The sequence below is a fragment of the Streptomyces violaceusniger Tu 4113 genome, from assembly GCF_000147815.2.
Lineage (GTDB): Bacteria > Actinomycetota > Actinomycetes > Streptomycetales > Streptomycetaceae > Streptomyces > Streptomyces violaceusniger_A.
On record NC_015957.1, the window covers coordinates 6623947 to 6648848 of the forward strand.

Annotated in this window: 22 protein-coding genes and 1 pseudogene; 12 read left to right on the plus strand and 11 right to left on the minus strand. The window is 71.8% G+C overall.

All coding sequences use genetic code 11. The features are described from left to right. Positions 1-174 precede the first annotated feature (174 nt). On the plus strand, positions 175-2613 hold the full coding sequence (locus tag STRVI_RS26940) for a right-handed parallel beta-helix repeat-containing protein (protein WP_014058795.1): 2439 nt from the start codon (positions 175-177) through the stop codon (positions 2611-2613). Here STRVI_RS26940 and STRVI_RS26945 read toward each other — a convergent pair. Beyond that, entirely contained in the window at positions 2583-5027 is a 2445-nt protein-coding gene (locus STRVI_RS26945; RefSeq protein WP_014058796.1) for a hypothetical protein, read from the minus strand. The genes STRVI_RS26940 and STRVI_RS26945 overlap by 31 nt on opposite strands. A 136-nt stretch (positions 5028-5163) precedes the next feature. Between STRVI_RS26945 and STRVI_RS26950 the strand changes: the two genes are divergently transcribed. Further along, complete coding sequence (locus STRVI_RS26950; protein ID WP_014058797.1) at positions 5164-6009, plus strand: DeoR/GlpR family DNA-binding transcription regulator; 846 nt, start codon at positions 5164-5166, stop codon at positions 6007-6009. Between the two features lie 24 nt (positions 6010-6033). Beyond that, positions 6034-6507 (plus strand): SRPBCC family protein, encoded by a 474-nt coding sequence (locus tag STRVI_RS26955; protein ID WP_014058798.1) that lies wholly within the window; start codon positions 6034-6036, stop codon positions 6505-6507. A gap of 43 nt (positions 6508-6550) precedes the next feature. Here the strand turns inward: STRVI_RS26955 and STRVI_RS26960 are convergent, their stop codons facing one another. Further along, positions 6551-7672, minus strand: coding sequence for a PLP-dependent cysteine synthase family protein (locus tag STRVI_RS26960; RefSeq protein WP_014058799.1), 1122 nt, complete (start codon positions 7670-7672; stop codon positions 6551-6553). 179 nt (positions 7673-7851) lie between these two features. Between STRVI_RS26960 and STRVI_RS26965 the strand changes: the two genes are divergently transcribed. After that, entirely contained in the window at positions 7852-8187 is a 336-nt protein-coding gene (locus STRVI_RS26965; RefSeq protein ID WP_014058800.1) for a hypothetical protein, read from the plus strand. 185 nt (positions 8188-8372) lie between these two features. Beyond that, a pseudogene (locus STRVI_RS54855) lies at positions 8373-8828 on the plus strand (ATP-binding protein); the annotation flags it as partial. Positions 8829-9248: 420 nt separating this feature from the next. On the opposite strand, the gene STRVI_RS26975 reads toward STRVI_RS54855, so the two are convergent. Continuing rightward, positions 9249-9542 carry an SHOCT domain-containing protein gene (locus tag STRVI_RS26975; protein ID WP_014058802.1) on the minus strand — a complete coding sequence of 98 codons (294 nt, stop codon included), beginning with the start codon at positions 9540-9542 and terminating at the stop codon, positions 9249-9251. 249 nt (positions 9543-9791) lie between these two features. Between STRVI_RS26975 and STRVI_RS26980 the strand changes: the two genes are divergently transcribed. After that, positions 9792-10379 carry a DUF4865 family protein gene (locus tag STRVI_RS26980; RefSeq protein ID WP_014058803.1) on the plus strand — a complete coding sequence of 196 codons (588 nt, stop codon included), beginning with the start codon at positions 9792-9794 and terminating at the stop codon, positions 10377-10379. 23 nt (positions 10380-10402) lie between these two features. On the opposite strand, the gene STRVI_RS26985 is transcribed toward STRVI_RS26980, so the two are convergent. Continuing rightward, positions 10403-11632, minus strand: a complete 1230-nt coding sequence (locus STRVI_RS26985; protein WP_014058804.1) for an ROK family protein — start codon at positions 11630-11632, stop codon at positions 10403-10405. Positions 11633-11649: 17 nt separating this feature from the next. Here STRVI_RS26985 and STRVI_RS26990 point away from each other — a divergent pair, with 17 nt between their 5' ends. The 5 genes from STRVI_RS26990 to STRVI_RS27010 are packed head-to-tail and all read left to right on the plus strand — an operon-like array spanning position 11650 to position 15428. After that, positions 11650-12906, plus strand: a complete 1257-nt coding sequence (locus STRVI_RS26990) for an MFS transporter (protein WP_014058805.1) — start codon at positions 11650-11652, stop codon at positions 12904-12906. Positions 12907-12961: 55 nt separating this feature from the next. Beyond that, positions 12962-13696 carry a maleylpyruvate isomerase family mycothiol-dependent enzyme gene (locus STRVI_RS26995; protein ID WP_014058806.1) on the plus strand — a complete coding sequence of 245 codons (735 nt, stop codon included), beginning with the start codon at positions 12962-12964 and terminating at the stop codon, positions 13694-13696. 53 nt (positions 13697-13749) lie between these two features. After that, positions 13750-14274, plus strand: a complete 525-nt coding sequence (locus STRVI_RS27000; protein WP_208949171.1) for a DUF4442 domain-containing protein — start codon at positions 13750-13752, stop codon at positions 14272-14274. 6 nt (positions 14275-14280) lie between these two features. After that, positions 14281-14523, plus strand: a complete 243-nt coding sequence (locus tag STRVI_RS27005; RefSeq protein ID WP_014058808.1) for a DUF6332 family protein — start codon at positions 14281-14283, stop codon at positions 14521-14523. Continuing rightward, positions 14523-15428 carry a DUF2797 domain-containing protein gene (locus tag STRVI_RS27010; protein WP_014058809.1) on the plus strand — a complete coding sequence of 302 codons (906 nt, stop codon included), beginning with the start codon at positions 14523-14525 and terminating at the stop codon, positions 15426-15428. Before STRVI_RS27005 ends, STRVI_RS27010 begins: the two co-directional genes overlap by 1 nt. 69 nt (positions 15429-15497) lie before the next feature. On the opposite strand, the gene STRVI_RS27015 is transcribed toward STRVI_RS27010, so the two are convergent. From STRVI_RS27015 to STRVI_RS27025, 3 genes are all read right to left on the minus strand, one after another. Further along, positions 15498-16163 carry a response regulator transcription factor gene (locus tag STRVI_RS27015; protein ID WP_043239878.1) on the minus strand — a complete coding sequence of 222 codons (666 nt, stop codon included), beginning with the start codon at positions 16161-16163 and terminating at the stop codon, positions 15498-15500. A gap of 23 nt (positions 16164-16186) precedes the next feature. Beyond that, complete coding sequence (locus tag STRVI_RS27020) at positions 16187-17416, minus strand: sensor histidine kinase (RefSeq protein WP_014058811.1); 1230 nt, start codon at positions 17414-17416, stop codon at positions 16187-16189. Positions 17417-17644: 228 nt separating this feature from the next. Further along, on the minus strand, positions 17645-18850 hold the full coding sequence (locus STRVI_RS27025; protein ID WP_014058812.1) for a geranylgeranyl reductase family protein: 1206 nt from the start codon (positions 18848-18850) through the stop codon (positions 17645-17647). Between the two features lie 169 nt (positions 18851-19019). On the opposite strand from STRVI_RS27025, the gene STRVI_RS27030 reads away from it, so the two are divergent. Then, entirely contained in the window at positions 19020-20381 is a 1362-nt protein-coding gene (locus STRVI_RS27030; protein WP_014058813.1) for a dipeptidase, read from the plus strand. A gap of 126 nt (positions 20382-20507) precedes the next feature. On the opposite strand, the gene STRVI_RS27035 is transcribed toward STRVI_RS27030, so the two are convergent. The 4 genes from STRVI_RS27035 to STRVI_RS27050 form a co-directional block, all read right to left on the minus strand. After that, positions 20508-21542, minus strand: a complete 1035-nt coding sequence (locus STRVI_RS27035; RefSeq protein ID WP_014058814.1) for an NUDIX hydrolase — start codon at positions 21540-21542, stop codon at positions 20508-20510. 207 nt (positions 21543-21749) lie between these two features. Continuing rightward, entirely contained in the window at positions 21750-22667 is a 918-nt protein-coding gene (locus STRVI_RS27040) for a carbohydrate ABC transporter permease (RefSeq protein WP_014058815.1), read from the minus strand. Then, on the minus strand, positions 22664-23578 hold the full coding sequence (locus tag STRVI_RS27045) for a carbohydrate ABC transporter permease (protein WP_014058816.1): 915 nt from the start codon (positions 23576-23578) through the stop codon (positions 22664-22666). Before STRVI_RS27045 ends, STRVI_RS27040 begins: the two co-directional genes overlap by 4 nt. A gap of 12 nt (positions 23579-23590) precedes the next feature. Then, positions 23591-24874 (minus strand): ABC transporter substrate-binding protein, encoded by a 1284-nt coding sequence (locus STRVI_RS27050; protein WP_014058817.1) that lies wholly within the window; start codon positions 24872-24874, stop codon positions 23591-23593. Positions 24875-24902 lie beyond the last annotated feature (28 nt).

Below are 24902 nucleotides of genomic sequence, written 5' to 3' on the forward strand. Positions count from 1 at the left end.
GTGCACGGGCGGGAGTTGTCATATGAACGCCAACTCCGCCCGTGCTCCACAGGCAGGTCATCTCATGGCGCCGTGCGCACGCTACGGTGGGGCATTCCATATGCGCAGCGGCAGTCGGCAGCGGCAGTCGGGCGCGCACACCGGCAACGCACGAGGTGGGGGCACAGCAGCACCATGGCACAGGGCTCGGTCGTCCAGGTGACGCACAGCGGCACGTCGCGGTGGCGGCGCCGCACCGGAGAGTACGCCTCCCTCATGGCGGCCCTGGAGGCCGCCGGGGACGGTGATGTGCTCTCCATCTCGCCCGGCACCTACCGCGAGAATCTGGTGGTGGGCCGGGCCGTCACACTGCGCGGCCCCGAGGGCTCGGCACGCGGTTCGGTGCGCATCGCGCCGGTGGACGGAGTCGCGCTGACGATACGTGCCTCCGCCGTGGTGCAGGATCTGCATGTCGAGGGTCAGGACTCGGCCGCCCCCGCGCTGCTGATCGAGGACGCCACCCCGGAGGTGTCGGACGTACGGGTCGCCACGCGCTCGGCGGTCGGCATCGAGGTGCGCGGCGGCGCCCGTCCGACCGTGCGGCGCTGCACCGTGGACAATCCCGCGGGCGTCGGGCTCAGCGTGCTGGACGGCGCGGGCGGGGTGTTCGAGGAGTGCGAGGTGGTGGCCGCCGGGCAGTCCGGAGTGGCGGTGCGCGGCGGCGCCCGTCCGCGCCTGGACCGCTGCCGGGTCCACCATGCGTCCGGGGCGGGGTTCTCGCTGACCGGCGAGGGCTCCTCGCTGGAGGCCGTCGGCTGCGAGGTGTACGAGATCAGGGGCGCCGGGGTGCAGGTCTCCGGGCGCGCGACCGGGCATCTCACCGACTGCCGGGTGCACCGTACGACGTCCGACGGGGTCAACCTGGACACGGACGCGGTGCTCACGCTCGCCGACTGCGAGATCCACGACATCCCGGAGAACGCGATCGACCTGAGGTCGCGTTCGGTGCTGACGCTGACCCGCTCCACGGTGCGCCGGTTCGGGCGCAACGGCCTGTCGGTGTGGGACCCGGGCACCCGGGTGGACGCCAACCAGTGCGAGCTGCACGAGAGCACCGGCGACTATCCGGCGGTGTGGGTGAGCGACGGGGCGACCGCCGTGCTCGACTCGTGCCGGGTGCGCGAGGTGCCGGACGCGCTGTTCGTCCTGGACCGCGGGTCGCGGGTCGACGTGGTCGACAGCGATCTGTCGCAGGTGCGCTCCACCGCGGTCTCGGTCAGCGACGGGGCCATCGTCCAGCTCGACGACTGCCGCATCCGGGAGGCGGCCACCGGGGCGTGGTTCCGCGACCACGGCAGCGGCGGCACGCTCGCCAACTGCACGATAGACGGGGCCGCCACCGGAGTGATCGTCACCAAGGGCGCCGATCCGACGGTCGAGCGCACCACGGTCTCCGGACCGACGGAGGCCGGGTTCTATGTGTCCGCCGAGGGCCGGGGCACGTTCACGGGTTGCCGGGTGACCGGCAGCGGGGGCTACGGCTTCCACATCATCGACGGCTGCCGCTCCACCTTGACCCGGTGCCGTACGGAGCGGTGTGCGCGCGGCGGGTACGAGTTCTCCGAGGCGGGGCCGCTCGTCGAGGACTGCACCAGCGACGAGAGCGCCACCACGGCGCTGGGCTCCCCGACCACGCCCGGCCGGCCGCCGCTCACCGCGCCCGCCGTGGAGACCGCCGCCTCGACGGGCGGGCTGCTGGGCGGCGTCCCGTCGCAGCGGTCCGTCCAGGCCTCCGCGCCCGCCGTCGAGCCCCCGGTTTCCGTCCGGCCGTCCTCGGCGGTGCTGGGCGAACTCGACACACTGGTCGGGCTGGAGAGCGTCAAGCGCGAGGTGCGCGCTCTTACCGACATGATCGAGGTGGGCCGACGGCGTCAGGAGGCCGGGCTCAAGGCCGCCTCCGTCCGCCGCCATCTGGTCTTCACCGGCTCCCCGGGCACCGGTAAGACGACGGTCGCCCGGCTCTACGGGGAGATCCTGGCCTCCCTCGGGGTGCTGGAGCGCGGCCATCTGGTGGAGGTCTCCCGGGTGGACCTGGTGGGTGAGCACATCGGCTCCACGGCCATACGCACTCAGGAGGCGTTCGACCGGGCGCGCGGCGGGGTGCTGTTCATCGACGAGGCGTACGCCCTCTCGCCGGAGGACTCCGGCCGGGACTTCGGCCGGGAGGCGATAGACACCCTGGTCAAGCTGATGGAGGACCACCGGGAAGCGGTCGTGGTCATCGTCGCGGGATACACCGCCGAGATGGAGCGCTTTCTGTCCGTCAACCCCGGTGTGGCCTCCCGCTTCTCGCGCACCATCACCTTCGGCGACTACGCCCCGGAGGAGCTGCTGCGGATCGTGGAGCAGCAGGCCGAGGAGCATGAATACCGGATCGGCGAGGGGGCGGCGGAGGCGCTGCTGAAGTACTTCACGGTGCTTCCCAAGGGCCCGGCGTTCGGCAACGGGCGCACCGCCCGGCAGACCTTCGAGGCGATGGTGGAGCGGCATGCGGGCCGGGTCGCCCAGCTGAGCGACCCGACCACGGACGACCTCACGCTGCTCTATCCCGGGGATCTGCCGGAGCTCATCTGACCGGCGGCCCCCTCCTGCGGAGGCGGCGGCGTCTGCTCCGGGAGCCGGGCCAGCAGCCCGGCCCGCTCCCGGTCGAAGACGGGGTCGGCCTGGTAGTCCCCATGCCCCAGGATCGGCGCGGGCAGCGGGTGTTCGGGCGTACGGCCATAGACCAGCGGGTCCTTGAGCGCGTCGCAGTCGACCTCGGGCCCGCTGCCGTCGGGCAGCCTGATGGGGCCGCCGATCGGGTCGGTGTAGCGCCACAGATTGCGCCAGTAGCGCACCTCGCCGTGGAGCGAGAGGAGCTGCGTGGGGCCGAAGTAGGCGGGGAACCAGCGCCCGTAGAGCCGCTCCAGCGGTGAGCCGTAGGTGAGCAGCGCGACCTGGCCGCGGGTGCGGTGGTCGAGCTGCCAGACCGACGCGGCGGCCAGCACACTGCCCTGGGAGTGGCCGGAGATGACCAGCCGGCCGCCGTACCGGCGGGTCCAGGTCTCCATCCGCCAGGTCAGATCGGGCACCGCCCGCTCGGCGTAGCACGGGGGCGCGAAGGGGTGGGCGGCGCGCGGCCAGAAGGTGCCCACGTCCCACAGGATGCCGATGGTGCGGCGGGCGGAGGGGCTGCGGTAGGCGCGGCGGGCCCAGGTGACCAGCATCAGGAAGGCCAGCCCCATCAGCCAGGAGCCCAGCGCCTGCGCGGTCTGGGCGGCGGCGTCCACGGCCCCGGGCGCGTCGTCGGCGGCCCGCCCCGGCACCTGGTCCGTGACCCAGGCCCCGGTGAGGGCGGCGGCGCCGAACAGCAGGGTCAGCAGCGCTACGGGGCCGACGATCCACGGGGCGGAGTCGGTCAGGCCGGCGCGGGCGATCGTGCGCGCGATCCGCCGGGTGCGCACCGGATCGGGCCGCTCCCCCGGATAGCCGTCCATGATGCTCGGCAGCAACTGGTTGCGCACCCGCCACACTCTTACGGTGAAGATCAGCAGCAGTACGACCAGGGCGAGCAGCAGCGCGGGGATGGCCGTGGCCAGCCAGGTCAGCAGCACCGGCGGGGCGATGCCCGGCCCCTCACCGGGGGTGGCGCCGCCGTCCAGCCAGTCGGCGAAGCGCTGGGCGATACCGCCCGCGAGCACCGCGCCGAGCCCGCAGGCGAGCACGGCGACGGCGGGCCCGGCGAGCCCGTACAGCGGGGTGCGGCCGGGAGCGGAGCGGTGCAGGACCAGGGCGCACACCGCCATGGTCACGATCAGCGCGCCCTCCCCTATGGCGATGGCGCAGAACGCCTGGTTGCCCGGCAGCTTGCCGGTGGAGGCCCAGCCGGGGCGGGACCACCCGGCATACAGCACGGAGAGCGCCAGCACCGCGAGGGCCGCGCCGGGCAGCGCGGTGATGGTGATGCGGTCCAGCTCCCCGTCGACCTTGGTCTCGCTGCGGCCGCGGTAGCACACCACGGCCACCACCGCGACCGCGCCCACGACGAGCAGCGTCAGCAGCGCCCAGCCCGCGGCGTCCTGCAACCCGCCGCCACTGCGGTCATAGGTGGTGGTGGGCAGGGTCAGGCCCGCCGCGATGGTGAGGAAGCCGGCGGCGGTGTGCGCGGCGCGCAGCCGGGCGACGATCCTGCGGCCGTACCAGAAGCCGGGCAGGCACAGCGCGGGGCGGTTGCCCGCCTCGGGGGCGGACTCGTCGACCGGGCGCTCCAGCGGCGGGGAGGACTCGTACGCGCTCCAGGTGCGGTTGGACAGGTACCACAGCAGTCCGGTGAGCGCGCCGGGCAGCACGGCGGCGAGCGCGAGCCTGCGGCCGGGCTGGCTCCACCAGCCGTGGTTCTCCGGGGACAGGAAGCCGAGCCAGGACTTGCCCCCGGCGCAGTCGGCCGAACCGGCACACTGCCAGGCGATCAGGTCCAGGGCCACCTCGCAGGCCCCGGCGATCAGCAGCACGGTCAAGGTGAGCGCGACGAGCCGGACGAACAGGCCATAGGTGCGCACGGTCCGCTCGCGCCGGTCGGCCGGGGGCCGCATCCAGTGGGCGAGGTTGGCGACCATGAACGGCAGTAAGAGCAGCCACAGGGCGCGTGAGCTGTTGCCCGAGGTGAGGTTGCACCATACATACGCCTCGCGGATCGGGCCCTCACGGTCCGGACCCTCCCGGTCCTCCGGCGGGCGCTGCTCGGCGTCGACCTCGTCCGCCCTGCGGTAGACCGCCGCGGTCTCGTCGCCGGTGACCCGGCAGGTGCGCGGATCGCGGAGCATCTCCTCGGGAGTGGTGCCGCCCACTCCGTGGACGAGGAGTTCGAGATCGGGCGGCGGCGCTCCGCCCTTACGGGCTGCCGTCGCCCGTTGCGCCCCGTCGGCCGGCGTGTCCGTAGGCATGGTCGCTGGCACCGTGTCCCCCGATTCCGGTGTGGTGCGGTCGTTCTGCTCCAGGATTGTGCCCATCGGCCACCTTCCCCGACCCTGACAGGGCGGGCGTGGCGAAATCGTAACCCCGGGTGCTGCGGCGACCGGCTGTCCTCGCCTCATGCGAAGATGAACGCGCGGGCGACGAGGGCCGACCGGAGGGAGACGAGGCAGGGTGAGCGACAACCAGAACCTCCTCGCGGAGCAGCGGCGCGCCCTGATCCTCGACGAGGTCAGGCGGCGCGGCGGGGTGCGGGTCAACGAGCTGACGCGCAAGCTCAATGTCTCGGACATGACGGTTCGTCGCGATCTGGACGCGCTGGCCCGGCTGGGCGTGGTGGAGAAAGTGCACGGCGGGGCCGTGCCGGTGGCCGAGGCGAGCACGTACGAGCCCGGGTTCGAGGCCAAATCGGGCCTCGAGCTGAGCGCCAAGGAGGACATCGCGAAGGCGGCGGCCGCGATGGCCACGCCGGGCACCGCGATCGGTCTGGCCGGGGGCACCACGGCCTTCGCGCTGGCCCAGCAGTTGCTGGAGGTGCCGGATCTGACCGTGGTGACGAACTCGGTCCGGGTGGCCGATGTGTTCTACAACGCCCAGCGGTCGGCGGCGCTCGGCGGGGTGGGCCCGCGCCCGGGGGCGGCCACCGTCGTGCTCACCGGCGGGGTGCGCACGCCGTCGGACACTTTGGTGGGGCCGGTCGCGGACGCGGCGGTGCGCTCGCTCCATTTCGATGTGCTCTTCCTCGGAGTGCACGGCATATCGGTGGAGGCGGGTCTGTCGACGCCGAATCTCGCGGAGGCGGAGACCAACCGCCACTTCGTCAGGGCCGCGCGGCGGGTCGTGGTGGTCGCGGACCACACCAAGTGGGGCACGGTGGGGCTGAGTTCCTTCGCCTCGCTGGACCAGGTGAACGCGCTGGTCACGGACCCGGGGCTGCCGGAGGAGGCGCGGGCGGAGATCTCCGAGTATCTGCCGGAGCTGGTGGTGGCGGGCGAGCCGTCCCGCACCGCAGACATCTGACACCCCGGCAGTTATCGTGTGTCCATGACACACCGGTTGCGTGCCGTCGGACTGGAGTACGTCGAGACCGCACCGTTGCGGCTCGTCTTCGTCGCCGAGATCTCGGCCTCTCCCGAGGCGGTGTTCGAGGCGTTCACCGATGTCGAGGGCTGGCCGCGGTGGTTCACGTCGGTGAAGGAAGCCCGCTCCACGGACGGCGGCAAGGGCAGGGCGATCCGCCTCGTGGGCGGCGGCCGCTTCCGCGAGACGGTCATGGCGGTCGATCCGCACGAGCGCTATGCCTACCGCGTCGACGAGACCAACGCCCCGGGGCTGCGGGCGCTGTTGGAGGAGTGGACGCTGCGGCCCACGGACGGCGGCGGGACCGTGGTGCGCTATGTGTTCGCGGTGGACGGCACGGTACTGCTGCGCGCTGTCGTGCGGGCGATGCGGCCGGGGCTACGGCGCGCGTTCCACCAGGCGGTGCGGAACCTGGACCGGATGGTGGCGGCGGCCTGAGGGCCGTACGAACGGAGGCCGGCCGGTCCGGCCGTGAGCGCCGTCAGTCGGTCCAGTTGCCCGTGGTGAGGAAGATGTCGAGCGTCTTCACATACGGGTCGATGTCCAGCCCCTGCTCCTCGAGCCACGCGTCCGAGTAGTACTTGTCCAGATACCGCTCCCCCGGATCGCACAGCAGCGTCACCACGCTCCCGGTCCGCCCCGCGGCGACCATCTCCGCGACGATCCGCAGCGCGCTCCACAGCCCCGTCCCGGTGGAGCCGCCCGCCTTACGGCCGATGGCCCGCTCCAGGGCGCGCACGGCCGCGATGCTCGCCGCGTCCGGGACCTTCATCATCCGGTCGATCGCGCCCGGTACGAAGCTGGGCTCCATCCGGGGGCGGCCGATGCCCTCGATGCGTGAACCGTGGTCGCTGGAGGCGTCGTCGTCATGGTGGACCCAGCCGTCGAAGAAGCAGGAGTTCTCCGGGTCGGCGACGCACACGCGGGTGTCGTACTGCATGTAGTGGACATAGCGGGCGAGGGTCGCCGAGGTGCCTCCGGTGCCCGCCGTGGCGACGACCCATGCCGGTTCGGGATAGCGCTCCAGACGCATCTGCTGATAGATCGACTCGGCGATGTTGTTGTTGCCGCGCCAGTCCGTGGCCCGCTCGGCGTAGGTGAACTGGTCCATGTAGTGACCCCCGGACTCCGCCGCGAGGGCGGCGGACTCCGCGTACATGGTCCGCGGGTCGTCCACGAAATGGCACTGGCCGCCATGGAATTCGATCAGGCGGCACTTCTCCCGGCTGGTCGTGCGGGGCATCACCGCGATGAAGGGCACCCCGATCAGCTTGGCGAAGTACGCCTCGGATACGGCGGTCGAGCCGCTGGACGCCTCGATCACGGGCTTGCCCGGCCGGATCCAGCCGTTGCACAGCCCATAGAGGAACAGCGAGCGCGCCAGACGGTGCTTGAGACTCCCTGTGGGGTGGGTGGACTCGTCCTTGAGGTAAAGGTCGATCCCCCAGCGCTCGGGCAGCGGGAAGCTCAGCAGATGGGTGTCCGCGGACCGCTGGGCGTCCGCCTGCACCTTTCGGACGGCCTCCTTCAGCCACCCGCGATAGCCGTGGTCGCTGCGGTCCACGTCGATCGTCTTGATGATCCCGCGCGCCGTGCCGTCCAACGCCCACTCCTCCTGCTCGTGCCCATGCCCAGCCCAAGTGGCATACTCGTGCCGTTTCGATCCTCATTGTCCCCCAGTGCGCCCTGGTGCCCGGGGCCGGTCCCGGGCACACTGCGCAGCAGGGAAAATGAGAGACGGCGGCAGAAGCGCCAGTCGGAGCCATCGGGGAGGCGGTTGTGATGGCCGATAACGAGTTCAACGCCAGGGGAGTGCGGATCGAGCGGTTCCTGCGCTCGGTCACCCGCGCCGGACAGGTCTTGATCAAGGACGGCAGGCTGGAGTTGCTCACCAGCTACGGTCGCGAGATCGACAGCGCGCCGGTGCAGTCGGTGCGCGCCAGCAAGCCCTGGTTCGTCGACGGGGACCAGGCCATGGCCACCGTGAACGGCACCCGTTACCGTCTCACCCTCGGCTCGCAGGACACCAAGTCCACCTCGGCCAAGTCCGGCTCGGGGGCCGCCGGCCGCTTCCTCGACGCCGTCCGGTCCGCTCGGGGGCGCTCCCAGAAGCGGTGAAGTGGCCGAGTTGCGCATGCGCGCGGTGGGACCGACCCTGGACGAGTATCAGTATCACTGAGGGTCAACAAGCGGTGACGCTGAGAACCGTCCCACCGGTCGCGCCCAGCAGCCACCACTGCTGAACGTGTTCGTCGCCCGCATCTGAATCAGGCTAGCCCCAACTTCTTCAGGGAGTCGCAGCCGTGATCAGTCGTCCTAGCAGGCAGTGCACGGTGGAGCTGCAGGCCCTGCCGTCGCGGATCGGACAGGTCCGCAGAATCGTGTCGGCGCAGTTGCGCTACTGGCATCTGGATCCGCTCATCGACCCGGCGGCGCTCGGCGTCACCGAACTGCTCACCAATGTGCATCGGCACGCCGAGCCGGACAAGCAGTGCACGGTGGAGATCGTTCTCATGCTGGACCGGTTGACCGTTTCGGTCCGCGACCAGGATCCGCGACTGCCCCGCCTTCGGGCCTGCGATCCCGTCGCCACGCATGGCAGGGGGCTCGCACTGGTCGCGGCCGTCAGCCAGAGCTGGGGGATGCACGCGCGGGACGACGGCAGCGGGAAGGTCGTCTGGTTCACGCTGGCCGTGCCGCGGGCCACCGCCTCCGCCAAGTCGCCGCTCACGGCGCATGGAGCGGGCCGTACCGCACCGCCCCATCGCACGGACGCCTCCCGCCCGGCTCCGGTGCCCACCACGCCCATCACCGGCCCCGCGCCCACCCCCGGACCCGCCACCGCCCCGACACCGGTCGCCCCGGCACCGGCGCCCGTCGCACCGGCGCCCACCCCCGCACCCGTCGCCCCGGCTCCGACCCCCGCACCCGTCGCCGCGGCCCCGGCACCGGCCGCTGCCGCAGCCCCGGCGCCTGCGGTGCGCGAGCGGGCTCCCGCGGCCGCCCGGTCGGCAGCCTCCCGCTGAGCACGCAGGCGTCCCGCCTCCCGAGGCGGGACGGTCCGGACAGCCCGACCGCCCCGGCAGCCGCGACCGCCCCGACAGTCGGGGCAGCCCCAACCACCCTGACGGCCCGGACGGCCTGAGCGCCCCGCGTCAGCGCCCCCACACCGTCAGCGGTCAGAGGGCACCGCCCTTCACATGGCGTCCGAACTGCTCGTCCAGGACGGACAGTCGGCGCCAGTACTCGTCCTCGTCGATCTCACCGGCCGCGAAGCGACGGCCCAGCACCGCGATCGGCGATCGCTCGCCGAAGTCCACGGGCCCCTGCCGCCAGGGGGCGCGTCCGCGCCACCCGGCACGCCTCAGCAGGAAGACCGCGCCGCCGACGACCAGCGCCGACATCAGCGGGAAGAGCAGAATCCACGGTCCGGGGCCGTCGCCGTCGGCGAAGCCGTGCGCCAGGGTGTTCATGATGATCGCGCTCCTCGGGAGTGGTGGTCCCATGGCCACTTCTCATGGCCACTTTCATGGCCCTTCCTCATGGCCACTTCGAGGATCACTCCCTTACGGTGCCCCGGTCGTCGTACGGCCGACGACACTCCCGGTACCTCCTGGGGAGTACGCGCGCCGGGGCGACCCGCTCTGTACCTACTAGTGTGTACGATCGAATCGAAGCAGCGAACGGACACGAACGCACGCCCCGCCGACAGGAGTTCACCGATGCTCGTCACGCAGTACCGGATCACCCTGCCCGCCGACTACGACATGAGGATCATCCGGGACCGGGTGGCGACGAAGGGGCCGCTGCTCGACGACTTCTCCGGGCTGGGCCTCAAGGCGTACGGCATCCGGGAGCGGGGGGTGGACGGCTCGCCGGTCCATCAGTACGCCCCGTTCTATCTGTGGACCGCGCCCGAGGCCATGAACCGCTTTCTGTGGGGCCCCGGATTCCAGGGCATCGTCCGGGACTTCGGCAGGCCCGCGGTCGAGCACTGGCAGGGGCTCGCCTTCGAACGCGGCCCGGCCGCGGGCGCCGTGCCGCGCGCCGCCACCCGCCACGCCGCGCCGGTCCCGGCCGCCGTCGATCCCGCCTCCGTTGTCGAGGACGCACTGGCGCGGCTGGCCGAGCGCGCCCGTACGGACGGCGTCCACACGACGGCCCTCGGCATCGACCCGCGCGGCTGGGAGCTGATCCACTTCACGCTCTGGGAGGACTCCGCACCGCCCTGGGAGCCCGGCGACCGCTACCAGGTGCTCCATCTGTCGACCCCGGACCTGGCCGCGCTCCCCCGGGGCCGCCAGTGGTGACCGCCGTAAGGAGCGCGCGATGGTCAGCCCACGCCCAGGGCCGCCAAGGGGTCGTCCAGCACCGGCTGCCACGCCAACTCCGCCGCACCCACCAGGCTGTTGTGGTCCAGCGTGCACGGCAGAATCGGCACGCCCCCGCTCCGGCCCCATAGGCTCCGCTCCGCCACCACCGCGCGCAGCCGCTCCGGGTCGGCCTCCAGGAGTTCGCGGTGCAGCCCGCCGAGGATGATGCGGTCCGGGTTGAGGATGTTGACCAGACCGGCGAGCCCGAGGCCGAGGCGGTCGATGAGCTGGCAGGTGGCAGCCCGTACGGACGGCTCCGTGGCGTACTCCTCGCGGAGCAGATCGCGGGCCTGCTGCAGCAGGGACACCTCCGGGCCCGGGTCGCGCCCGGCCGCCGTGAGGAAGGCGAGCGGATCGGCCTCGATGTCCAGACAGCCGCGGCTGCCGCAGTGGCAGGGCGGGCCCTCGGGGTTGACGGTCAGATGGCCCACCTCGAGGGCGAGCCCCGCGCTGCCCGTGTGCAGCCTTCCGTCGAGCACCAGCGCGCCACCGACGCCCCGGTGCCCGGTGGCGACACAGAGCAGATGCTGGGCGCCGCCGCCCGCGCCATGGCGGTGCTCGGCGAGCGCGGCCAGGTTGACGTCATTGCCCGCGAAGCCGGTGACCGGCTCCCCGTCGTCGCCCCGGATACCGGCCGCGGCCAGGCTGCGGTTGAACAGCTCGCGCACCGGAGCGCCCGCGGGCCAGGCGACGTGCAGCGGGTTCAGGGCGGTGCCCTCCGGTTCGGCGACCGCGGACGGGACGGCGAGCCCCGCGCCGACACAGCGGCGGCCGGTCTCCCGTAGCAGCCGGGCACCGGCCTCCACGACCGCGTCGATGACATGCGCCGGGTCCGCGGGCACGGTCATACAGCCCGGGGCGGTGGCCACGGTCCGGCCGCCGAGCCCGACGAGCGCCGCGCGGAACCCGTCGGCGTGCACCTGGGCGGCGAGCGCGACCGGCCCTCGGGGGGCGATCGACAGCCGGTGCGAGGGACGGCCCTGCGCCCCGGCGGCCCCGAGCGGCCGCGAGTCGACCTGGATCAGGCCGAGCGCCTCCAGCTCGGCGGCGACGGCGCCCGCGGTCGCGCGGGTCACCCCGAGCTCGGCCGTGAGCACGGCGCGGGTGGGCGCGCGGCCGGTGTGGACGAGTGCCAGTGCCGGGCCAAGAGCGCTTCGGCCGCGCTCGAGCCTTGTCCGTGTCTGGGTCACGCCTCTATTCTCACTTTGTGCCGACTCCAAACAAAACACGGACGGCCATCCTGGGCGCGCGCCGCTCCGTCACCGCGGATCGCGACCTCGCCCGACTCCGCGCCGCCATCACCGCGTTCTTCTTCCTCGACGGCTTCGTGTTCGCCGGATGGGTCGCCCGGATCCCCGCGATCAAGGACCGGACGAGCGCCTCGGAGGGCGCGCTGGGGCTGGCCCTGCTCGGCGTGTCCGCTGGCGGGACGGCCACGATGATGGCCACCGGACGGCTGTGCCGCCGCTTCGGCAACCACCCGACGACGGTGGCCGCCGGTGTGCTGTTCGCGGGCTCCGTCGCGCTGCCGCCGCTGACCCACTCCGCGCTCGCCCTCGGCCTGGTGCTGCTGGTCTTCGGCACCGGGTTCGGTGCGCTCAACGTGGCCATGAACAGCGCGGCGGTCGACCTCATCGCCGCCCTGCGCCGCCCGGTCATGCCGGGTTTCCACGCCGCCTTCAGTCTGGGCGGGATGGCCGGGGCCGGGCTGGGCGGGCTGATCGCCGACCACCTCTCCCCCACCCGCCATCTGTCGCTGCTCGCGGTCTTCGGGCTGCTGCTCGCAGCGGCCGCCGGCCGGACGCTGATCTCGCTGCCGGTGCCCGCGCCGCGGGACGGCGCCGGGCCCGTGGCCGATTCCGAGAAGGCCGCCGCCCCCGAGCCGTCCCCCGGCACGGAGCGGCCGGGCCGCGCCCGGTGGCTCGTCGGCGTCTTCGGCCTGATCGCGCTCTGCACGGCGTACGGCGAGGGCGCGATGGCCGACTGGGCAGCCCTCCATCTGCACCAGGACCTCGACGCGTCCGCCGGACTCGCCGCCGCGGGCTACTCCGTCTTCGCGCTGATGATGGCCGTCGGCCGGCTGAGCGGCACCGCGCTGCTCGAACGGCTCGGCCAGACCAGGACGTTGATCGCGGGCGGCGCCACGGCCGCGGCCGGAATGCTGCTGGGCTCGCTCGCGCCCACGGTCTGGCTCGCACTCCTGGGCTTCGCGGTCACCGGGCTGGGGCTGGCCAACCTCTTCCCCGTCGCCATCGCGCGGGCGGGCGCGCTGACGGGGCCGGGCGGGGTCGCCGCAGCCTCCACGCTCGGCTACGGCGGCATGCTGCTGGGCCCGCCCACGATCGGCTTCCTCGCCGACTGGTACTCGCTGCCGATCGCGCTCACCACGGTCGCGGCGCTGGCGGCCGTGGCGGCGGTGGTCGCGTACGGCACACGGAACGCCGTGCGCCCGGCCGGAAACTGACGCCCTCGCCGTTCCGGCCCCGGCGGATGTCGGAGGCGGCTGGCATGATTCCGCCATGGATACTGCCGAGTTGATCGAAATAGCGAACCGCGAGGGCCAGTTGCTGGCCGACGCCGCGGCCGAGGCCGGAGTGGACGCCCCGGTGCCCACCTGCCCCGACTGGCGCGTCCGTGACCTGTTGTCCCACATCGGCCAGGTGCACGGCTGGGCCGCCCGGATCGTCGGCGAGGGCCTGACGGACCCGGTCCGGCCGACGCTCCAGCCGGCGCCGGCCGACGCCGAGCTGCTGTCCTGGTACCGCGAGGTCCATGGACGGATGGTCGGCACCCTCACCGATGCCGACCCCGAGCTGAAGTGCTTCACCTTCCTGCCCACGGAGTACCCGCTGGGCTTCTGGGCCCGGCGCCAGGCTCATGAGACGGCCATCCACCGGGTCGACGCGGAGTCGGCGCGGGGCGGGGCCCTCTCCCCGTTCACCCCGGAGTTCGCGGCCGACGGGGTCGATGAGCTGGTGGTCGGTTTCCACGGCCTGGACCGGTCCCGGGTGCGCACAGACGCCCCGCGCACGCTCCGGGTGAGGGCCACGGACCATGACGCGGTGTGGACGATACACCTGTCACAGGACGTTCCGCGGACCGTGCGCGACGGCGAGGGGGCGGCCGACTGCGAGCTGAGCGGCCCGGCCGGCGACCTCTATCTCGCGCTCTGGAACCGGCTGCCGATCACCGCGCTGCATACGGAGGGGGACGAGAAGCTGGCCGAGCTGTGGCGGGAGCACTCGGGCATCTGATCCACCGAACCATTGGGTTACCGGCGAGTAATATCACATGCTAACTTCCTGACATGTCACGTCGATCGATGTCCGCGCGCCGCCTGCGCCGCGCGATGAACTGGTGGCCGCCCTATCTCTTCGCCGGGGTGCGGGTGGTCCACCTCGCGGAGGACTGGAGCAGTGTCCGGGTCAGGCTGCGGCTGCACCGCTTCAACTCCAACTACGTGGGGACCCATTTCGGCGGTTCGCTGTTCGCGATGAGCGACCCGTTCTGGATGCTGCTGGTGATGAACCGTCTCGGCCGGGACTACATCGTCTGGGACAAGGCCGGCGAGATCGACTTCCTCTCGCCCGGCCGCGGGGACGTGTTCGCCGACTTCAAGCTCACCGAGGAGCGGCTGGAGGAGATCCGCGAGGCCACGGCGGACGGCGGCAAGGCGCTGCCGTGGTTCGAGAACGATGTGGTCGCCGCGGACGGTACGGTCGTGGCACGCGTACGCAAGCAGCTCCATGTGCGCCGCAAGCAGCGTGACGGACAGCGCGAGCCGGGGAGGACCGACTCGGCGGCAGCCACCGGACAGCAGACGGAAGGCTGATTCGAGATGACCGGACCCCGTCCCCAGGACGAGCGCGACACGCTCACCGTCGAGATCGTGTTCGCCCTGGTCACGGCCAGTCTGCTGGCGGCGGTGCTCTATGTCGCGGTCGCGAGCCCCGCGCTCTTCGGCGATCTGGGCCGGGCCCGGGAGACGGCCTGGAAGGGCGTCGCCTTCGTGGTGGCCACCGTCGGATTCGCCGTCCGCCTGGTGCGGGCGCTGTGGCTCTTCTCCCGGCAGCGGCGCTGATGGACCAGGGCCCGCGGCCGGCACGGTGGCAGTGCGCGGGATCGCGCTGGGGCCACCGCGGGCCCGCGCTCGTCTGGCGCCATCCGGCCCATGGGGAACGGCTCTCCCCGCTGACGCCGGACCGCCCGCTCTCCTTCACCACCGGGCCGCGGCGCGACTGCGTCGGCGTCCGCAGGGGCGCCCGGCACACCCCGTGTCCGACCGGGGCCGAGGTCCCGGCCGCCGCCGTATCGGCGCAGTGCCCGGACTGCGCCCGGCTGGACCGCTCGTACTCCGTGGCCGCCGACACCCGTACGGACGACCCGCGGCCTTACGACGTCTATCTCGCCTGGTTCGGTCCGGATCTGATCAAGGTCGGAATCACCGCGGCCGAACGGGAGGGGGCACGGCTGCTGGAGCAGGCCGCGCTCTCGTACTGCCTGCTGGGCCGTGGCCCGCTGATGGCCGCGCGCCGCGCCGAGGCCGTGCTGGGCACAGCGCTCGGCGTCCCGGACCGCTTCCCCTACGCCGCCAAGCGCACCGCCCGCGAGACCGCGCCGCCCCCGGAGCGGCGGGCCGCCGACCTCGCCGCGCTCCACCAGCGGGCGCGCGACCTGGCCGGTCTGCCGGAGTCGCTGGCTCTGGCGCCGTTCGAGCCGGTGCACCATGACGCGGCGTTCCATCTGGATCGGGTGCGCCCCGCGCTGGGGCTGATCCAGCTCGTCCCCGAGGCCACTGTCGCCGGTCGGATCGACGCCGTGGCGGGCCCGGACATCCACCTGACCACGACGGACGGCCGGATCCTGCTGCTGGACACCCGCCAACTGGCGGGCTGGCCGCCGGCGGCGGCCGCGGCGGACGCCCCGACGACGGCGCCGGTGGCGGCGCGGGAGCGGGAAGCGGAGGCCCCGGAGGGGCTGTTCTGAACGAAGGATTCCGAGAACACCCTGAGCACCTGGCACCCTCGCCACCTCTCCCCGAGCCCAGGACCTTCCTCAGCCCAGCCAGCCGGGCCGGACCAGGCCCGACTCGTAGGCGAGCACGACGAGTTGGGCGCGGTCCCGGACGCCCAGTTTGACCATCGTGCGGCTCACATGAGTCTTGGCGGTGAGCGGGCTGACCACCAGCCGCCGGGCGATCTCCTGGTTCGACAGCCCCATGCCGACCAGGGCCATCACCTCCCGCTCCCGCTCGGTCAACTCCGCCAGCGCCGCCGCGGGCGCGGGTTCCCTGGAACGGGCCGCGAACTCGGCGATGAGGCGGCGGGTCACCCCTGGCGACAGCAGCGCGTCGCCGCCGACGACCGCGCGCACCGCCCGCAGCAGCTCTTCCGGTTCGGTGTCCTTGACCAGGAAGCCGGAGGCGCCGGAGCGGATCGCCTCGAAGACGTACTCGTCGAGTTCGAAGGTGGTCAGCATGACCACCTTCACCTCGCCGAGGGCCGGGTCCCCGGTGATCCGGCGGGTGGCGGCGAGGCCGTCGAGCACCGGCATGCGGATGTCCATGAGGACGACATCGGGGTGTTGCTCCCGCACGAGCGCCAGCGCCTGCTCCCCGTCGGCCGCCTCGCCGACCACCTCGATATCCGGCTGCGCGGCCAGCAGGGCGCGGAAGCCCGCGCGGACGAGGATCTGGTCATCGGCGAGCGCGACACGGATCACGGCGTCATCCCCGTCCCCCTCACTCATGGTGTCTCCCTCCCGCCCCTGAACGGGATCCGGGCCCGGACGCGGAAGCCGCCGTCCGGGCGGGGGCCCGCCGCCACCGTGCCGCCGAGCGCGGCGGCCCGCTCGCGCATGCCCACCAGGCCGTTGCCGCCGCCCGTCACCTCGCCCCCGGCCGCCGGACCGTCGTCGTCCACCCGCAGCTCCAACTCACCGGGGGCGTAGCACAACAGGACATGGGCGTTCCGGGAGCCGGAGTGGCGGACGATGTTGGTCAGGGCCTCCTGCACGATACGGAACGCCGCGAGGTCGGCGCCGGGCGGCAGGGCCGTCCGTACGCCCTCCACCTCCACCCGCACCGCGAGCCCCGCGTCCGCCGCCTGCCCGGTCAGCTCCTCAAGGCGGTCCAGGCCGGGGGCGGGCGAGCGCGGCGCGGCGCCGGACGAGCCGGAGGTCCGCAGGGTGTCGAGGACCTGCCGGACCTCGCCCAGCGCCTCCTTGCTGGCCGCCTTGATGGTGGTCAGCGCGGTGCGGGCCTGCTCGGGGTCCTGGTCGAGGAGGGCGAGGCCGACGCCCGCCTGGACGTTGATGACCGAGATGCTGTGGGCCAGGACGTCATGCAGTTCGCGGGCGATCCGCAGCCGCTCCTCATCGGCCCGGCGCCGCGCTGCCGCCTCCCGTTCGGCCCGTTCGCGGACCCACCGCTCACGCCGTACGCGAACGAGCTCGGACGCGGCGACGATCGCCAGCGCCCAGGCGGTGATCCCCAGTTCCTGCCCCCATCCGACGGGCCCGTCACCGCCCGGCGGCAGCCAGCGGTAGAGCCAGTGGCCGATGAGCAGATGGCTGCCCCACAGCAGCCCGAGCGCGCTCCACGCGGCGATCCGCCGCCCGGCGGCGACGGCCGCCACACACGCGACGACGACGCTGAGGAAGACGGGCCCGTACGGATATCCGGCGGCGATGTAGACCACCGTCACCGCCGCCGTGCCGACCACGACGGTCCCGGGGTGGCGATGGCGCAGGAGCAGCAGCGCGGGCCCGGCGAGCAGCAGCGCACCGGCCCCGGGCCCGAGGCCGACCCGGGCGGGCTGGTCATGCGCGGCGAACCCGGTGCCCATGAGCTGGACGACGGCGATGGCGAGCGAGGAGGGCCAGGGTACGGCCGAGCGCGGTGGGCCGAAGGGCATCTCGCGCCGGCGTCCGCCCGGCCGGTACCAGGGGCCGGGCTCCCCCGTGAATCCGTGCATACGGCAACGCTAAACCGGCCGGGCGGGCCCGGCGTCCCCCTTGCGCGGTGCCCGCACGTACTCCCGGCGGAGTACGCCGCACCGGCCGAGCCCGGATCGCCGGGATGCGCCCGGTCTTCCGCGTCACTGGCGAGGCCGCGGGGCCGCCGCGCGACACATCACCGTCGTATGACGCATCACCGCCGCGCGGCGCCCGAGCGAAGCCGCGCGGCGCCCGAGCGAAGGCGGCTAACCCCGGTCCATCGCCGCCAGGGCCCGGCGGGCGGCCGGGTGGGTGCGGATGAGGTCGCCCAGGCTGGTGGTGCCACGGGTGATCTTCGTAAAGGTGCGCCACGCCGGGCGGAAGCCGGTGAGCGCCGCGTGGAACATCCCGGGGCGGCGGGCGAAGATCGTGTACAGACGGCGGCCGACGCCCATCTCCACACCGAGCCCCGCCTTGATCGCGAAGGCGTAGTTGAGGGCCTGGCGGCGGGCGTCCACCGCGTCGTGCGCCTCGGCGACGCGCACCGCCCACTCCCCCGCGAGCCGGCCCGAGCGCAGCGCGTAGGAGATGCCCTCGCGCGTCCACGGCTCCAGCAGCCCGGCCGCGTCCCCGCAGACCAGGACCCGGCCGCGCGACAGCGGCGAGTCGTCGGCGCGGCAGCGGGTCAGATGGCCGGAGGAGATGCTCGGCTCGAATCCGGCGAGGCCGAGCCGGGCGATGAAGTCCTCCAGATAGCGCTTGGTCCCGGCGCCCTCGCCGCGCGCCGAGATGACGCCGACGGTCAGGGTGTCGCCCTTGGGGAAGACCCAGCCGTAACTCCCCGGCATCGGGCCCCAGTCGATGAGCACCCGGCCCGCCCAGTCCTCCGCGACGGTCTCCGGAACGGGAATTTCCGCCTCCAGGCCGAGATCCACCTGGTCCAGCTTCACGCCGACATGCGCGCCTATGCGGCTCGCGCTGCCGTCCGCGCCGACCACGGCCCGCGCCAGCACCGTCTCACCGTCGGCGAGCACCACGGCGACCGTGCGCCGGTCGGGCACGGCCGGGCCGTGCTGTTCGACGCGGGTGACCGCGACGCCCGTACGGACCTCGGCGCCCGCGTCCTTGGCGGCCTCGACCAGGGCCGCGTCGAACTCCGGCCGGTTGATCAGCCCGAAGAGCGCGTGCTTGGAGCGGCGGGTGCGGGCCAGCTTGCCGTTGAGCGAGAAGGTCACCGCGTGCACCCGCTCCCGCAGCGGCAGTTCGAAGCCCGGCGGGAGCGCGTCGCGCGAGGGACCGATGATGCCGCCGCCGCACGTCTTGTAGCGCGGCAGTTCGGCCTTCTCCAACATCAGCACCCGGCGTCCGGCGCAGGCGGCGGCATGGGCCGCGGAGGCACCCGCGGGGCCCGCGCCCACCACGACGACGTCCCATACCGTCTCATTGTCCGGGGCTGCGTTGTCGCTGCTCACGTGTGGATCCGCTCCCAATCGACCGACCTGATGCGCCTTCCCGGCATCCTACGGCTCCCCGACGGATGACCCCGCTGTGGGATGATCGGCCACGCGGCATCAAGCCGTACATACGTGCCCATGGCAGCGCATCCCGCCGCCTGTCCGTCGCACCCCAGGAGTGACCCCCATGGAGAAGGCACCTCTCGCCGCCACCGTAGCCGCCCTGCAGCCGCGCGCGAGGGCCGAGCTGGCCGAGCTGGTGGCCTTCAAATCGGTCGCGGACCCGGCGCAGTTCCCGCGCGACGAATGCGAGGCGGCCGCCCGGTGGGTAGCCGACGCCCTGCGCGCCGAGGGGTTCGAGGACGTGGCGCTGCTGGACACCCCCGACGGCACCCAGTCCGTCTACGGCTTTCTGCCCGGTCCGGCCGGCGCCCCGACCGTGCTGCTCTACGCGCATTACGACGTGCAGCCCCCGTTGGACGAGGCCGCCTGGCACACCCCGCCCTTCGAGCTGACCGAGCGCGACGGCCGCTGGTACGGGCGGGGCGCCGCGGACTGCAAGGGTGGCTTGATCATGCATCTCACCGCCCTGCGTGCGCTCAAGGAGCGGGGCGGGGTCCCGGTCAACGTCAAGATGATCGTGGAGGGTTCGGAGGAGCAGGGCACGGGCGGCCTGGAGCGCTATGCCGAGGCCCATCCGGAGCTGCTGACCGCCGACACGATCGTGATCGGCGACGCGGGCAACTTCCGGGTCGGGCTGCCGACGGTCACGGCCACGCTGCGCGGTATGACGCTGCTGCGGGTCTCGGTGGAGACCCTGGAGGGCAATCTGCACTCGGGCCAGTTCGGCGGGGCGGCCCCGGACGCGCTCGCCGCGCTGATCCGCGTCCTGGACTCGCTGCGCGCCGAGGACGGCTCGACCACCGTCAAGGGCCTCGAGGCGGACGCGGAGTGGGACGGGCTGCAGTATCCGGAGGAGGCGTTCCGCAAGGACGCCAAGGTGCTCGACGGGGTCGGGCTGGTCGGCTCCGGTACGGTCGCCGACCGCATCTGGGCGCGCCCCGCGGTCACCGTGATCGGCATCGACTGCCCGCCGGTGGTCGGCGCCACTCCGTCCGTCCAGTCGAGCGCGCGGGCGCTGATCAGCCTGCGGGTGCCGCCGGGCGTGGACGCGGGCGAGGCCAACCGGCTGCTCGCGGAGCACCTCCGCTCCTCGGTGCCGTGGGGCGCGCGGCTCTCGCTGGAGCAGGTCGGCCAGGGCCAGCCGTTCCGCGCGGACACCACGAGCCCGGCGTACGCGGCGATGCGGGAGGCGATGCGCCTGGCGTACGACGGCCAGGAGATGGCGATCGCCGGGCAGGGCGGCTCGATCCCGCTGTGCAACACGCTGGCCTCGCTCTACCCGGAGGCGGAGATCCTGCTGATCGGGCTGAGCGAGCCGGAGGCACAGATCCACGCGGTCAACGAGAGCGTCTCGCCGCAGGAGTTGGAGAAGCTCTCGCTGACCGAGGCGCTGTTCCTGGGGATGTACGCGGAGGGCAAGGGCTGAGCTTCCCTCTCCTGCCGTCGCCCCGCGGCCGGTTCCGGACCGTGGGGCGACGGCCTCGTCCCGCTGGGGGACGCGGCAGGCCGGTGGGGCACGGGTGGGCGGACGAGGTACGAGCGGGCCGGTGGGTCAGCCGGTCGGGACGCCCGCTTCGAGGTAGAGCGGGCGGCCCTGCTCGCGGGCGCGCAGCGCCCAGCGCAGTCGGCTCAGCCGCACCGGTGGCAGCAGCGCGGCCGCCTCGCTCTCGGTGACGAAGCGCCAGCCGCGCAGTTCGGAGCCGGGCAGCAGTACTTCCCGGGCAGCCGCGCTGGAGAGCTTGCCGCCGTCGAAGAGCAGCCGCAGGCCCCCGTAGCCAGGCGGCTGGGGGCGTTCCCAGTCGGCGACCAGCAGCCGCAGCGGTTCGTCGAGCCGTACGCCCAGCTCCTCGGTGACCTCGCGCACCCCGGCGCACATCGGGGGTTCGCCCGGTTCGACGACGCCGCCGGGGAACTCCCAGCCGGGTTTGTAGGTGGGGTCGACGAGCAGCACGCGGTCCTCCTCGTCGAAGAGCAGCACCCCGGCGGCCAGCGTCTCCGCCGTCGGCTCCGGCGTCTGCACGATGTCGCAGCTCCCGGCGCCCTCGCGGACCGCGTCGGCGATGTGCTGGGCGGTCTGGCGCGGGGTGATGCCGGTGGTGTCCACGACATGGGCATCGGCGGTCAGCCAGGGCAGGGCCGCCCGGTAGGGGGCGAGATGGGCCAGGCACCACTGGCGTACGGACTCGTTCGCCTCCGGGTCCCCGGGTATCTCCTCGCGCCCGGCTATCCGCTCGCGAAGGATCGTTTCATCGGTGTGGAGCAGAACATGCCGCACGGGGATGCGACGGGCCGCGAAATGACCGAAGATCTCATCCCGGTACTCCTGTCTGAGGACCGTCATCGCCACCACGAGCGGACCGCCGACCTCCGCGATCAGTGCCGCTCCGGTGTCCACGACCAGCCGACGCCAGGAAGGCAGATCCTGGTAGTCGGACACCTGTTCAAGACGTTTACGCGGAAGCATCATCCGCAGACCGTTACCGACCAGCTCCGGGTCGTAGAACGTGCTGCCGGGCATGAAGTCCACCAATTCACGGGCCGTGGCGGTTTTACCCGCACCGAACGCACCGTTCAGCCAGACGATCACATTTCCCCCTATTCCATCGCCTCCTGACAGTTGCCCGCATCACCCTGCCACGGAAACGCCCGAAGACGACCGAGTGACGGATCGCGCCGCTCCGGACCGGATGGGCGCATGACGCGGGGCGGTGCGGTGGGGCGGAGTAGGGGGTCGTGGGGCCCTTGTGCCACAGGGGTCACCGCGGCCACATGGATCACGGTGACCCCTGTCGCATCACCCCTTGCTGGCGCCGAGGGTGAGTCCGGCGATGAAGTGGCGCTGCAACAGCAGGAAGACCAGCACCGTGGGCAGCGCCACGATCACCGAGCCCGCCGCGAGCAGGTTGTAGTCGGTGAAGAACTGGCCGCGCAGATTGTTGAGCGCGGAGGTGATGGGCAGCTTGTCGCCGTCGGAGATGAAGACGAGCGCCCACAGGAAGTCGTTGTACATCCAGGTGAATTGCAATGTGGCGAGCGCGGCGAGCGCCGGCCGGCACAGCGGAAGCGTGATGTTCCAGTACTGCGTCCACACCCCCGCGCCATCCACCCGCGCCGCTTCCGTGATCTCCTCGGGAAGGGTGCGCATGAAGTTGGCGAGGACGAAGACGCAGAAACCCACCTGGAAGGCGACCTGGACGGCGAGCACGGCCCAGTAGGAGTCGTACATCGTCATCGAGTCCGACATCCAATAGGGCAGATTGATCTTGGTGAAGAGCACATACAGCGGGGTGACGATGACCTGCTGCGGCAGCAGATTGCCCGCCGTGAACACCATCAGCAGCACGAGTCCGCCGCGCATTCTCAGCCGGGTCACACAGAAGGCGACGAAAGAGGCGAGAAACAGCGTCAACAGCACTCCGGGAACCGCGATGATGAGCGAGTTGATGAAGTACTTGCCCATTCCGGAGTCGTTGAACGCCTGCGCGTAGTAGTCGAACGACAGATGGCGCGGCAGCGAGAAATAGCCGTATTGGGCGGTCTCCTCGTAGGGCCGCAGCGAGGCGTAGATGGCGAGCAGCAGCGGGGCGAGAAAGGCGAGCGACACGGTCATCAAAAACGCGTGCAGCCCGAGCCGTCCGCGGCTCACCCGGCGCTTGCCGGTGCCGGTCACCGGCGTCACGGTCCGTACGGGGGCGGTCCGGGTGATGGTCATCCCTTCTTCCCCCCTCGTAGCTCCTGCACCAGATAGGTCACGATGAATCCCATGGACACGGCCAGCAGGACGACGGCGATCGCGGAGCCGAAGCCGATCCGGCTGGCCTCGCCGATGATGTTGTCGGTGACCAGCACCGAGAGCAGTTCGAGCCCGTTACGGCCATGGTTGATGGCGTAGACGATGTCGAACGCGCGCAATGCCTCGATCACGGTGATGACACCGACGATGACATTGACCGGCCGCAGAGTGGGCAGCACGACCCGGAAGAAGGCCTGGGTCTCGCTGGCGCCGTCGATCGCGGCCGCTTCCTTGAGCGAGGGATCGACCGATTTCAGCCCGGCCAGATAGAGGATCATCACATACCCGGTGTGCCGCCAGGCGGCTGCCAGCAGCACCATCCAGATATTGAGCTCCGGGTCTCCCAGCCAGTCCACCGGATTGTCCTTGTTGGCCAGAATCGCGTTCAGCGCACCCTGGTCACGGGAGAAGATCAGCTGCGCGATGAAGCCGACGATGGCGAGGGAGAGCACCACCGGCATATAGAGGGTGGACTGGTAGAACCGGCTGAACCGGACGCCCTTGTCCAGCAGTACGGCCAGCAGCAGCCCGAAGGGGGTCGCGACAAGGCCGAGGAAGGCCACCCAGAGCAGATTGTTGCGGACGGCGGGCCAGAACGGCGGATAGTCGGTGAAGAGGGTCTTGTAGTTGTCGATGCCGACCCAATGGATATCGCCGATCCCGTCCCAGTTGGTGAAGGACAGACCGATGGAGGCGAGGGTCGGGCCCCAGATCAGGGCCAGGTCGAGCAGAATGGGTATACCCAGCAGCACGCCGATAACGGCGAGGTCGCGGGAGGTGAACCTCCGGGGGCCCCGCCGTTTGGCACGCCGCGCGTTGATGAGCGGCACGGCGCGAATCTCCTAGTTGCCGGCGAAGATGGTCTTCTTCTGGGATTCGATGTCCTTGGTCAGGGAGTCGATGTCGTCCGGCTTGTTGATGAACTGCTGAATGGCCCGGATCATCACCTGGGACGCGAAGTCCGGCCGGGTGTCGCGGTCCATGAACTGGGATATCTGCTTGGCGTTCGAGATGAGTTCGGCGGCCTTCTTCTGCAGCGCGTTGTACGAGGAGGTGGACGCGCCGTCGTTGACCGCGATGTTGTTCGGGTCCCGCTTCAGGTAGATCTCCTCGGCGGCAGGTGTGGCGAGGTACTTCAGCAGCTCCTTGCCCTCCTTCTGCCGCTTGGACTTCTTCGCCAGCAGAAAGCCGTCGATCGGCGCCTCGACCGCGTCCTGGCCATAGGCGGAGTCGATCTCGGGGAAGGCGAAGAAGTCCAGATCGTCGCGGTCGGCGGCGGAGAACTGCTGGCCGGGGTGGGGCAGTCCGAAGACCGCCATACCGGACTTCTTCTGCGCCAGGCTCTGGGCGGCCTCCTGCCAGGTCCGTCCGTTGCCGCCCTTCTGGTGATACGGCATCAGCCCGCGCCACAGGTCGAAGACCTTCTTGACCCGGGGATCGGTCCAGGACTCCTTGCCGCCCATCAGGGAGATATGGAAGTCGTAGCCGTTGGCCCGCATATTGAGATAGTCGAAGGTCCCCATGGCGGGCCAGCCGTCCTTGTCACCGAAGGCGATGGCGTCGAGACCGTCCTTGTCCATGCGCTTGGCGAGGGCCCGGAACTCGTCGAAGGTCTTCGGGATCTCATAGCCGCGCTGGGCGAAGACGCTCTTCCGGTAGAAGACCGCCCAGGGGTAGTAGTAGTACGGCACGAGGTACTGCTTGCCGTCCTTGCCGGTGGACTGTGCCTTGAGCGCGTCGGAGAAGCCGTCGAAGCCCTTCCACAGATCACTGATCTCGGCGAGCTGGCCCTGTTCGGCGAAGAACTGCATGCGGTACCCGGCGAACCACATGAAGACGTCGTCGGGGGTGCCCTTCAGGTAGCGGTTGATGCCTTCCTGAAAGGCTTCGTGGTTGACGGTGTTGACCTTGACCTTCTTGTCCGACTTCTTCTCGTACGCGTCGAACACCTCGGCGAACGCCTTCCGGGGCACTGCGTCGGAGGCGTTGGAGCCGATCTTCACTTCGTTGCCCGGACCACCGCAGGCGGTCAGCAGCGTCGGGAGGGCGACCGCGCCGGCTCCGGCCGCGGTACCTCGTAGCAGCGCACGGCGGGAGATCCGATGTCCTGACAATGACGGTGCCATGTGCCCCTCCACAGAGGTCCAATCAAAC